General features: G+C 56.1%; 4 protein-coding genes and 1 tRNA gene. 3 read left to right on the top strand and 2 right to left on the bottom strand.

Annotation, left to right across the window (positions count from 1 at the left end; genetic code table 11):
• The coding region (locus BLW10_RS09705; RefSeq protein WP_342707523.1) for a type IIL restriction-modification enzyme MmeI at positions 1 to 1,443 on the top strand (1,443 nt) is incomplete at its 5' end.
• A gap of 11 nt (positions 1,444 to 1,454) precedes the next feature.
• On the opposite strand, the gene BLW10_RS09700 is transcribed toward BLW10_RS09705, so the two are convergent.
• Complete coding sequence (locus tag BLW10_RS09700) at positions 1,455 to 4,601, bottom strand: ATP-binding protein (protein WP_091334298.1); 3,147 nt, start codon at positions 4,599 to 4,601, stop codon at positions 1,455 to 1,457.
• Between the two features lie 159 nt (positions 4,602 to 4,760).
• On the opposite strand from BLW10_RS09700, the gene BLW10_RS09695 reads away from it, so the two are divergent.
• Positions 4,761 to 4,845, top strand: a tRNA-Leu gene (locus BLW10_RS09695).
• Between the two features lie 52 nt (positions 4,846 to 4,897).
• Here the strand turns inward: BLW10_RS09695 and BLW10_RS09690 are convergent.
• Positions 4,898 to 8,197: a PAS domain-containing sensor histidine kinase gene (locus BLW10_RS09690; protein ID WP_177169046.1), complete on the bottom strand. Its 3,300-nt coding sequence runs from the start codon at positions 8,195 to 8,197 to the stop codon at positions 4,898 to 4,900.
• Positions 8,198 to 8,450: 253 nt separating this feature from the next.
• Between BLW10_RS09690 and BLW10_RS09685 the strand changes: the two genes are divergently transcribed.
• On the top strand, positions 8,451 to 12,578 hold the full coding sequence (locus tag BLW10_RS09685; protein ID WP_091334294.1) for a PAS domain S-box protein: 4,128 nt from the start codon (positions 8,451 to 8,453) through the stop codon (positions 12,576 to 12,578).
• The last annotated feature ends 2 nt before the right edge of the window (positions 12,579 to 12,580 follow it).

Below are 12,580 nucleotides of genomic sequence, written 5' to 3'. Positions count from 1 at the left end.
GGGATTTATTTTGCGCGGTTGCCGTTGAAGAAATCGGCGACGATTGTGCATGGCAATGCGTTGCAAGTGGATTGGCGCGAGATTGTGCCGCCAGCAGACTTGCATTATATCTTGGGGAATCCGCCGTTTATTGGCTCAAAATATATGAGCGATGCACAGCGGGCTGAGGTGGCTACCATTTTTCACGGTGTTAAGGGAGCGGGAATTTTAGATTTTGTTGCATCGTGGTATCGCAAGGCAACTGATTTCATGGAAAGCAATAAAGAGATTAAAACCGCTTTTGTTTCAACCAATTCTATTACGCAAGGTGAGCAAGTCGGCACATTATGGCCAGATTTGCTCAATCGCGGCGTTCAAATTCATTTTGCCCATCGTACATTTCAATGGTCGAGCGAAGCAAAAGGCAAAGCTGCTGTTCACTGCGTGATTATTGGCTTTGCGTTGCACGACAGTCAAAACAAAAAGATTTTTCACTACGAATCCATACAAGCTGATGCGCATGAAACTGCTGCCACGAATACCAATCCCTATCTTATCGACGCACCAAATATTGTGTTATTAACACGCACAACGCCACTGTGTGAAGTTCCGAAAATTGGCATTGGAAATAAACCGATTGATGGTGGAAATTATTTGTTTACGGCTGAAGAGCAAGCCGATTTTATTAAACAAGAACCAAACGCTGAACGCTATTTTAGGCGTTGGATTGGCAGCGATGAATTTATCAACGGTTATGAGCGGTTTTGTCTGTGGCTAGGTGAATGCCCGCCGGATGTGCTCCGAAAAATGCCGCACGCGATGAAGCGCGTTGAAGCAGTACGACAGTTTCGGTTGAATAGCAAAAGTGCCCCGACACGTAAGCTTGCCGATACACCAACCCGATTTCATGTCGAAAATATACCGGATTCAAGTTATTTGGTGATTCCAGAAGTTTCATCGGAACGACGAACATATATTCCGATTGGATTTATTGCGTCAGAAACACTATCAAGTAATTTGGTTAAAATTGTAGCTAATGCTACGCTGTATCATCTCGGTGTTTTATCTTCAGCGATGCACATGGCTTGGGTGCGCACTGTTTGCGGACGATTAAAAAGCGATTATCGCTATTCTGCCGGAATTGTTTACAACAATTTCCCCTGGCCTGATAATCCAACGCCAAAACGACGCCAAGCAATTGAAACCGCCGCGCAAGCCGTGCTTGATGCCCGCGCCGCACATCCCAATGCCTCACTCGCCACACTCTACGATCCACTCACCATGCCGCCCGAATTAGTCAAAGCGCATCGCAAATTAGATGCTGCTGTCGATGCCGCCTATTCCAAACGGAAATTCACCAGCGATAGCGACCGCGTCGCCCTGCTATTTGAACGCTATCAAGAACTGGTTGCGGAGCGTGATTTAAAGACGGTGATTCCTAAGGCGCTCACGCGGTCAATCTGAGCTGCCAGCTTTCAGCTTATCTGGCTGGAAGCTGAAGGCGGCCCCCCTTCAATCCGCTGCCACGCACTTTCAACATCCTGCAATGCCTGCTCAACGGCGACCATCTCCGCCGTGATTGCTGTTCCCGCCGTTCGCATCACTTGCTCTAATTCCAGCGCGGCCCGCTGCAAGGCGACCGCTCCCAGCGTTCCGGCTGCGCCCTTGAGCGTATGCACCAGCCGCTGTGCGGCGTCTTGATCGCCCGCATCCAGATAGGTTTTGAGCTGGCGCATATCGTCACGATGGCCATCTAGCAGCTTGCGCACCAAGCGACTGTAGAGTTCGCGATTGCCACTGACACATTGCAATCCCGCATCCAGATCGAGAATCGGCGACGCAGGTGCGGTCGGCTGGGCATCGGCTGATATGGCCGCCGTGAGCGGCGGTGCAGGTGGTGCAGCAGGCGCAGGTTCGGTGGATGCTTGCAGCCAATAGAGCAGACTTTCATAAAACACGGTCGGCTCGACTGGCTTGGCGATATGGTCATTCATCCCGGCATCGAGACAGGCTTGACGCTCCTGCCCCAGTGCATTGGCCGTCATTGCCACAATCGGCACCCGCTCCCAGCCGGGCAGTTGCCGCAAGCGGCGTGTGGCTTCCAATCCGTCCATTTCCGGCATCTGCACATCCATCAGCACCAGCGGATAGCGCCGCTGGTGCGCGAGTTCGAGTGCCCGGCGGCCATTTTCGGCGAGATCGGCCAGCAGATTGACCTGACTGAGCAACTCTAATAACACTTCTTGATTGATGGCATTATCCTCGACCGCCAGCAAACGGCAGCCGTGAAACGCCCGCGCCAGCGTGTTCTGCGCCCGCTGCAACGGATCGCTGACCGCCATGTCACGTCCCGCTTCTGACGCCGCGACCAGCCGCGCCGAGGCTGTGCTATGACGCAAGCGGGCCGTGAACCAAAAGCGGCTGCCCTGATTCGGCGTGCTTTCGAGTCCGGCGCTGCCGCCCATCATTTCAGCAATCCGGCGCGTGATCGCCAGCCCCAGCCCAGTGCCACCGTAGCGGCGAATCGGTGAACCGTCGCCCTGCTCAAATAGCGAAAACAGCCGCCCCTGCATCGCTTCGGGAATGCCGATGCCGCTATCTGTCACCGCAAAGGCCAGCAGCGTTTCGCTGTCGTTGCTTTCGAGCACCCGCGCCTGTAACACAATCTGGCCGCGCTCGGTGAACTTGATCGCATTGCTCAAATAATTCAGCAGCGCCTGCCGCAAGCGCGTGACATCACCATGCAGCATCAGCGGCAGCGGCTCGCTGTCGATGCGGTAATCCAGCCCCTTGCTCTGCACCTGCTCGGCAATCAGGCCGCTGACTTGATCGAGCAGCACCTGCGGCGAAAAATCCATCGCTTGCAGTTCCAGCTTGCCGGCCTCGATTTTGGAAATATCGAGAATGTCATTGATGATCGAGAGCAAATGCTTGGCCGCACCGTCGATCTTAAGCAAACGATCCCGTTGGGCCGGAAGCTGGATTTCGCGCCCAAGCAGATGCGTCAGACCAATGATCGCGTTCATCGGTGTGCGGATTTCGTGGCTCATGTTGGCCAAAAACAGGCTTTTTGCTTGGCTGGCGCGTTCGGCCTCTTGTTTGGCTAAGGCCAGTTCTGCGGTGCGACTGGCCACCAGTGTTTCCAAATGTTCGCGGTATTCAAACAGTTCGCGCTCGGTGCGCCGCCGTTCGGTCACATCGGAAAAAATCACCGCAAACATGCCAACACGCGGGCTGTAGGCATGAATCTGAAAATATCGCTCAAAGGCGCTATCAAATTGCTCAAAGCGGATCGCCTGACCGTGTAGCGCGACCTCGCCATAGCGTTTGATCCAGTGTTCCTCAATCTGCGGAATCACCTCGCGCACGCGCCGCCCAATCACGTCCGCTCGTTGCAGGCCGGTGAGCGTCTCAAAAGCTTGATTTAAATCCAAAAAGCGATAATCAATCGGCTCGCCGCTGTCATCGAGCATGATCTCGTGCAGCGCAAAGCCTTCGCTCATCGACTCAAACAGCGAGCGATAGCGCAGTTCGCTCTGTGTCAATAAACTGATCGACTGCGCCCGCTGCACCGCCATCGCGCACAGTCCGGCAATCTGCACTGCGAGACTTTGCGACTTGCGCAGATGCCGATTCAGCGGCAGCCCATCGAGCAGCACCATGCCGAGGGTGTCGGTCTCGTACTGCAAGCGCAATAAAAATCCCTTGCCCGAACGTGTTAAGCGCGTTGCTGCCAGATCCTCGGCAAAAGCACTCACCTCGCTGAGTGCTTCGGGCGTTGGCGTGTCACCGAAGGTCTTGGGGCGATTGGTTTGTATTTCGGTGCATGGCACATAAAAACAGGTCGCGGGCGCAAAGAGCGCGACGAAGATTTCCAGAATCTGCCCAATCACGCCGCGCTCACCAATGGTGGTCGAGAGTCGCCCGACCAGATCCATCGCCATCGCCGTTTCTGCTAACTGCTGTTGCGTGGCGGCAAGACGCGCTGTGCGGCGGCGATAGTCAGCGCGTTGGCGGGCGCGTTCGGCGATTTGCAGCAGCGCCAGCCGCAAATAACCCAAGCCGACGCGCTCGCGGCGAGCTGGAAGCTGGAGATACTCCGCCAGTGCTGCAAGCTGCTCGACGGCCTTGTGATCGCGTTCAGTATCCAACAGCAGCAGCCCGCAGACGCGCTCGGCAAAATAGGTGCGGGCGGCGTCGCGTTGCGTCAGTCCGAGATAGGCCAACTGACGCGGCCAATTGGCCAGCCAACCCGGAAGACAGAGATAGTGACCTGCTGCCAACCATTGATCGACCCAAGCCGGATCGGTCAACAGATAGCTGCACTGTGTTAGCCGATGTAAACCGAGTGCTTCCGGAGATTGAGCGCGGGTCGGTAAATGCTGCTCGCGTTCGCGTGACAAGGGCGCGAGACAGTTGCCGCCGATCCAGATCAGCGGCTCATCGCTGGGCACAGTTGCAATATGTTCATCCAGCTCGACGGCGCTCACGGGTGGCGCACCGCAGCGGGCGGGGAACGGATGCAAGCGCAGCGTGTCGTTTTCGGGCGTGCCCGCGAAAGCCGCCCGCGCCTCGATGAAGAGCGTGGTACAAAGAAAAAGATGAACCGGAAGTTCACGCACGATGGAATGTAATCTGGATGCAGGCGTCGGTTGAGCGCAGGACACTAGGATTAGTGTGTTGTGGACGGCTCGGAATGCATTCGGCGCATCTGATGTGACACAAGCCACTACCCAAGCCGCACGCAGATCAGTATACTGCGTCCCCTCTCGTCATGCCTTGCCCGGGTGGCGAAATTGGTAGACGCAAGGGACTTAAAATCCCTCGACTTCGGTCGTGCCGGTTCGACCCCGGCTCCGGGCACCAGATATGCAACAAAAAAGGGGTTAGGCGGATCGCCCGCTTAGCCCCTTTTCTTTTATAAAGCCGACAGCCGACAGCTTAATAGCTCCAACGCCTCTTCAAATTCAAATTCCACAACATGCCGCTCCAAGCGTTCAAAGGTCGCGCCCAAGCTGGCTTGTAAAATGGAACGCTCGGCGCGTAGCAGCGCAATCGCCTGCGTATCATTTTTGCGCAGATGGTCACTCAAAGTGGCGAGCACTGCTTGCGCCTGCTCTGGCGCGGCGGGCGGTGATGCAGCATCAGGCGCTGCATCCGTATCAGCAGAGGGCAACTGACAGGCCGTTAACACCTGCGTGATCGGCGCAAACGCCGTAGCAATCCGCGCAATTGCCGCTCGCACGCTGTCCTCCGATGCGTCAGGATCGGCCTTGAGTTGCGCATCGAGCGCGGTCGCAGCGGCGGCGATCTCGGTCGCGCCGAGCGTTGCCGAGACGCCCTTGAGCGCATGCGCTAGTTCACGCACCCGTGTGCGGGTGCCCGCTTCCAGCGCAGCGAGCATCTGCTGTGAATCATTGCAATGGCTGTGCGCGAAGCGGGCCAGCAGATCGAGAAACTTTGCCTGCTTGCCGCCCATCACCGCTAAACCTTGTGCGATGTTCACGCCGGGCAGCACACTCAGACAGTCGATGATGCGCTGAGTCTCGGACGTTGTTTCGGCTGGTGTTGTTGTGCGCACGGGTTCCTCAATGAGTTGTGCCGGGTGCGTCTCCGGCAACCAGCGCACCAGCGCGGCGAACAGATCGCGGGGTGATACCGGCTTGGGTACAAAGTCATTCATCCCCGCTTCGAGACAGGCGCGGCGATCTTCAAGAAACGCATTGGCGGTCATGGCCAAAATCGGCTTATCGCGCCACGCTGGGAGCGCCCGCAGGTGGCGCGTGGCCTGTAGTCCATCCATGATCGGCATTTGCATATCCATCAAAATCAGATCATAGCTACCCTGTTGTGCTTGCTCGACGGCAGCGCGTCCGTTGTCAACCGTATCGGCATCTAAGCCAACGGCGTGCAACAGTTCGAGCGCCACTTCGCTGTTAATTGCATTATCTTCAGCCAGCAGCAGCCGCGCTCTAGCGTGCTGGGTGCGCAGGCGCTGTTCGAGTCGCTCCACCACGCTATCGACGACCGGCGTGGTGCGCGTCTCGCGGGGCTGGCCGCGCTTGAGCTGCACCTGAAACCAGAAGGTACTCCCAACACCCGGCGTGCTCACTGCGCCGGTCTCGCCGCCCATCAACCGCGCCAGTTGCAGATTGATCGCCAGCCCCAGTCCGGTGCCACCATAGCGGCGCGTGGTCGAGACATCAGCCTGCGCAAAGGCGCGAAACAGTCCGGCAAGCTGATCGGGGGCGATGCCAATGCCCGTGTCCTGTACCTCAAACCGCACCAACACGCCGCGAGCATCTTCGGTCAGCAGCCGCGCCCGCAGCACAATCGTGCCGCGTTCGGTGAACTTGACCGCATTACTCGCATAATTGAGCAGCACCTGACGCAAGCGCGTGACATCACCGGCCAGCCACGGCAGATCGGGCGGATATTCGATCTGTAGGCTCAAGCCTTTGGCCTGTGCGGAATCAGCAATCAGGGAACTGACCTGATCGAGTAGCGCGGCAAGCGCAAAATCACTCTGTTCCAGCATCAGTTTGCCAGCTTCGATCCGCGAGAGGTCGAGAATATCGTTCAAAATCGCCAGCAGATGGCGCGTGGCGTGTTCGATCTTGGTTAGGCGTTCGCTCTGGAGCGGCGTTGCTCCATCACGGCGCAGTAAATGCGTCAGTCCCAAAATGGCATTCATCGGCGTGCGGATTTCATGGCTCATATTGGCCAAGAACGCACTTTTGGCGCGGGTGGCGCTTTCGGCTAACTCGGCACGGCGGGCTAATTCCGCTTCCATCGCTCGCTGGGGCGCGATGTCGCGGGCAAAGCCGACTGTCCCCAACACGTTGCCAGCTTCATCGAGGATCGGTGCTTTGAAGGTTTCATAGCAACTATTTGGATCGTTTTGTAGCGATTCTTCAAATGTCAGTTGTCGCCGGGTGGCAATCACCGCCGCATCGGTGGTGCGATACTGGGTGGCGGTTTCGGGTTGATACAGGTCGTCGTCGGTTTTGCCGATCAATTCCGCCGGGGTGCGGCCCAATAAGTCAGCAAGTTGCCGATTGACCGCCACCAGCCGTCCGTCACAATCTTTCATCCATGCCAGATGCGGCAGATTATCAATCAGGGCACGGAGTGAATGACTGCGGCGGCGCAGTTCCTGCGTGCGGGCAGCGACCAGCTCTTCTAAGCGATGCTGATGTTGGCGCTGCTGGCGCTGGCGCAAGAGATAAAACCCAATCGCACTCAAGGCGATGGCCAGCAAGCCAGCAAACACAATGCCGAGCGCACGTTCGCCAAAACCGGCTAAGAGTTCTGCTTGATCGATCTTAGCCAGTAACAACCAGTCGCTGCTTGGAATCGGCAGCGCCAGCCCTAATACCGGTTGTTGTCGATCATCATGCCCGGTCACCACCTCGCCCGGCGTAGCAGCTGTCGCAAGCATCCAACGCGCCGCTGGCGCGGTTAGCGCCAACACGCGATAGGACGCGCTCGGTGTCGGGCGCAAACGATGCAGGGCACCGAGTACAAGCAGTCGCTCGCCGTCGCGTCGCAATAGCAGCAGTTCCGCTGTCTCTCCCAGCGTGGTGCCGATCATCGCTGTCGCATCGAGCCAGTGTTCAGGATGACTGTGCAGCACCAGCACTGGCGCGGGCTGGATGCCAGCTAAGGGTGCGAGAAAATCGACACGCGGATTGCCGCGTCGTCCGATATAGGGCGCACTGCGCCGAAACTCACCAGCGCGACTGACTTCAGCCGCTAACTGCACAATCTCGGGCACTAAGTGCGGCGGGGCATTCTGGCTCGACCAATAGAGCTGACCCTGCGCATCGAGTAGCGTCGCGGCACTGAAGGTGTAGGGGCTGATAAACCGTTGAATACGTTCTTGAAATTGTGCGGCGGCTGTCGGATCGCCCTGTTGCCAGCGCGTAAATAACTGCGCTAAAAACGGACTGGTATAAATAAATCCAGCATCCTGCTCGCGCTCGCGGAGCCAGGTCTCAAACTGATGTTGCTTTAGCGTCGTCATCGCCAGCAGGCGCATCCCCAACGCACTATATTCGTGGTAATAACGATGCTGGATCACCCCCAGTGTCATCCCAGCCAGCAAGCAGGCGAGCAGCGCGAACGGGAGCCAATCGCGCCAAGTCATCGGCTGTGGAGAGGGTGGCAGCGGCGAATTGAACACGGAATTAGGCGCAGTTGCAGGTGTATCAGCCATGATAAAAAGTCGCTTAATTGAACTGCGCATTCAGCGCGTGACAGGGACAAGCATCCTACGTGTATCAGTGCGCTAGCGATACGAGAACGCTATGTTACAAGCGCCGTGCAAACCGATTGGTCACCGCGCCGTCTAAGATTGCAAAACTGTGACGCTCGTCGCAAAAAGATAGCCAGTTTGCCAGTGATTGATGCAAGATTGCCTATACATCACCCTGTCATCTTTGGGATACACACGAGTCCCCGCCCGACTGATGAACGACACTTGGAATGATTCCCGTCCGACCCTGTCCCCAACCGAGGCCTCGGCTGCTAACAGCTTATCGGCGGAGGAAATCCGCGAACGCGCCTTAGCTGCGTTGCATCAGGGGCGCTTTCACATCGCCGATGAGCTGTTGCGTGGTGCGAATGTCGAACTCGCGGCGATGGTCGAAAGTCTGCGCATTTATCAGGCTGAATTGCAAATTCAAAATGATGAGCTGTTGCGCAGTCAACGTCAGACCCAGTTAGCACTCGAAAAGTTTACAGCCTTTTTTAATGGCTTGCCGATTGCCGAACTGGTCGTCGATCGCTATGGATTGATTAAAGAAGCCAATTACGCCGCGCAGGATCTGTTTCGGCTCAAGCATTCACATATTCAACAGCATTATTTCACGCGCTTAATTGATGAAGCGGATCGGGGACTCGTTGCTGAACTCTGGCGGCGACGCTTGCCGAATGCACGCACTGCGGTGACGCTGAAAGAAGTGCGCTTTCAAAGCAGCGAACACGATGAGGCATTTATTGGCGATCTGCATGTTGCACCCTTGCTCGATTTTGAGGGCGAAAATGAGCACTATGTTTGCGCCATTCTCGACCGCTCTGAATCCGTGCAACAGCGTCACGCGCTGCAAGAAGCGACCAGTCAGCTCCAGCGCCGTGAGACCGAATTGCAAGAGCGGCTGAAAGAGATTCGCGGTCTCTATGATGTGTTGCGCGAGACCAATCGCCACGAAGCGCCAATGACCGAGATTTTGCAACGGGTGGTTGCGCGTCTCCCAGCAGCCTGGCAATTTCCCGATCTCGCTGAAGCGCGGCTGTTATTGCCGGAAACTCAATTTCAAACGCCGGGCTTTGTGCCGACTGAGTGGATGCAACGCGCTCCGGTGTTAATTGATGGCGAGCCGGTCGGCGAAATTCAACTGATTTATCGCGCTGCACCAGCACAATTAGACTTAGGTCAAACAGTATTTTTGAACGAAGAACAGGCATTGCTCGAAGCGGTCGCAGCGCATATTGCTGTGTATTTTGAGCGTCAGCGCGATGCGCACCGCCTCAGCGATAGCCGCGAACAATATCAAGTGCTCGCTGAATATAGCCCGGATTGGGAATATTGGCTCGGGCCAGATGGCGAATATCGCTATGTTTCACCGGCCTGTCGTGAATTGAGCGGTTATAGCGCCGAAGCCTTTCTCGATGATCCCGATTTATTGCATCGTTTATTACATCCGGCAGATCGTGCAGCCTGGTGTCAACATTTTAATGAGGCGCTCGAATCATCGAATCCCGATACCGGGTGTCTGCAATTGCGGCTGCGTGCCCGCGATGGCAGCGAGCATTGGATTGAGCATATTTGTAATCCAGTGATGACCGCCGATGGGCGCTATCTCGGACGGCGTGGTGTGTTTCGCGATATTACCGAACGCAAGCGCATTGAATCCGAGTTAATTAAACGCTCGCTGGCTGTTGAGCAAAGCCCCGAAAGTATTGTCATTACCAATCTCAACGGTGAGATCGAATATGTCAATGATGCTTTTGTTGCCAATACTGGCTACACCGCTGAAGAAGCGTTGGGCCAAAATCCGCGCATTTTAAAATCCGGTTTAACGCCATCGACGACCTTTGATGCGCTCTGGAATTGTTTAGAGCGCGGTGAAGTCTGGCAGGGTGAATTAATCAATCGTCGCAAAAATGGCGAGATTTATACCGAATTAGCCAGCATCTCGCCGATTCGTCAGCCCGATGGCCGCATCACGCATTATCTGGCCGTTAAATCCAATGTTACGGAACAAAAACGGCTCGCCGAGGAACTCGATCAATATCGTCATCATTTGGAAGAATTAGTCGAAGCGCGCACGCTCGAATTGCGCCATCAGACGCGCTCGTTGCAAGCCTTGATCGACAATCTGCCGCATTTAGCCTGGATGAAGGATTATGAGGGGCGTTTTGTTGCCGTCAATCGGTTGTTTGCCGAAGCCAAAGGCCGTGCTCCGAGCGATATTATTGGTCTGACGGATTATGAACTCTGGTCAAATGAAACCGCTGAACGCTATCGCACTGACGATGCGGAGGTGATGGCTGGTCGTGCGCAACGCACGCTGGAAATGCCGAGCGTGACGAATCATGGGGCGATTTATGAAACCTTTAAAGCGCCGATTATTGACGATACCGGCGAAGTGTTAGGCACGGTTGGCTTTGCCCGCGATATTAGCCCGCAGCGCGAAATGGAAGCTGAGTTAGCGCGTCGTGCGGAATTGGCTGAGAGCGCAGTGCGGGCGAAGAGTGCATTTTTGGCGAATATGAGCCATGAAATTCGCACGCCGATGAATGCGATTTTAGGGCTGGCGCATTTGTTACGACGTGAATTAGTCGATCCAGCAAATATCAGTCGCTTGGATAAAATCGAAAGCGCGGCGCGTCATTTGCTCACCGTTATTAACGATATTCTGGATTTATCGAAGATCGAAGCAGGAAAGTTGCAGCTTTCGGAAGAGAATTTTTCTGCTGTAATGTTGGTCGATCAAATTAGTTCGTTAATTCTCGATGAGGCCCGTGCGAAGGGCTTGCAATTAAAGATTGAACTCGATCCCGCGTTGCCCTGGATGCGCGGCGATGTGACGCGCTTGCGTCAAGCCTTGCTCAATTATGCGAGTAATGCAGTTAAATTCACGCATAGCGGTTTTATTGCAATTCGTGTGTCGATCCTTGAACGCGAGGCCGATGTTTTAACGGTGCGTTTTGAGGTTGAGGATACCGGCATTGGCATTCCGGCAGATAAGCAGGCGCGGTTGTTTCAAGCTTTTGAGCAGGCCGATGCTTCGACGACGCGCCGTTATGGGGGTACCGGGTTGGGGTTGGCAATTACGGCGCAGTTGGCGCGGCTGATGGGCGGCGATGCCGGGGCGGATAGTGTTACCGGTCAGGGGAGTACTTTTTGGTTCACGGTGAAGCTGCATTTGGGGCAGCCAGGGGTGTTGATTACCCATGCGCATCGTCTCGCCGCTGAGTCGCAGATGCGTGAACGCTGTGCCGGGGCGCGGGTGTTGTTGGCGGAAGATAATCCGATCAATCGTGAGGTGGCGTTGGAGTTGCTCACGAGCGTTGGGCTGGAGGTCGATACGGCGGAAAATGGTCAGGTCGCGCTGGAAATGGTCGCGAGTGAAGCGTATGACTTGATTTTGATGGATGTGCAGATGCCGCTGATGGATGGGTTGACGGCAACGCGGGCAATTCGGGCGCTGTCGAGTTGGCGTGAGAAGCCGATTTTGGCGTTGACGGCTAATGCCTTTGAAGAGGATCGCCGTGGGTGTTTGGATGCCGGGATGAATGATTTTGTGCCGAAGCCGGTTGAGCCGTTGGATTTGTTTGCAGCCTTGTTGCGTTGGTTGCCAGAGCGTCCGGCGTCGGTAGGGGCGGCGCGGGTTCCGGTGATGTCGGCGGGTGTGTCTAGGGCGGATGTTGGGGCCGCTGAAAGCGCGGAAGACGCGGAAGCTGTTGCGAATGCGCCTCGGGCGGATTTGCTGGCAGCGATTCGGTTGTTGCCGGGGATTGATTTGCGGCAGGGGTTGGCGAGTTTGCGCGGTAGTCAGGAAAAATATCTCAAGCTGTTGGCGCGTTTTCTCAATGCACATGCCGAGGATCCGCAGCGGTTGGCTGATGCTTTGACGCAACGCGATGGTGAGGCGTTGGCGCGATTGGCGCACAGTCTGAAGGGTGTGTCGAGTACGTTGGGTTTGGTGACGATTGCTGCGCAAGCGAAGCTGCTGGAAAGCGCCCGCCGTCCCGAGGTGTTGGCGGCGGCTGATCCACTGATTGAGGCGATTGCCGCGATTGATCAAGCGTTGTTGGCGTTGCGTAATGCGGTGGAGCAGTCGCAGTTGGTCGAAGCGCCGCCGGAGCCACGCGCCGCGCTCACGGTCAAGCAGGCTGAGGTGTTGCTCGATGAATTGGCGCGGCTGTTGAGTGAAGATAATGCGCTGGCGTTGAGTTTGTATCAGCGCGAGGCGCATCAGTTCGCGGCGCTGTTGCCGGATGCGCATGTGGAAGTGGGCGAGTTGATCGCCGATTTTGAGTTTGAAGCGGCGCTAGCACGGGTGAATCAGGCGCGGGCGGCTTTCAGTTAAGC

The sequence above is a fragment of the Allochromatium warmingii genome, from assembly GCF_900107145.1.
GTDB classification, from domain to species: Bacteria; Pseudomonadota; Gammaproteobacteria; order Chromatiales; family Chromatiaceae; genus Thermochromatium; species Thermochromatium warmingii.
The sequence above is the reverse complement of the archived record's forward strand: the minus strand, read 5'-3'. Positions and strand labels throughout refer to the sequence as shown.

Bases quoted from the DNA above. Each gene is read 5' to 3' on its own strand.
- BLW10_RS09690 (WP_177169046.1), bottom strand. From the start codon at position 8,197: ATGGCTGATACACCTGCAACTGCGCCTAATTCCGTGTTCAATTCGCCG.
- BLW10_RS09685 (WP_091334294.1), top strand. From the start codon at position 8,451: ATGAACGACACTTGGAATGATTCCCGTCCGACCCTGTCCCCAACCGAG.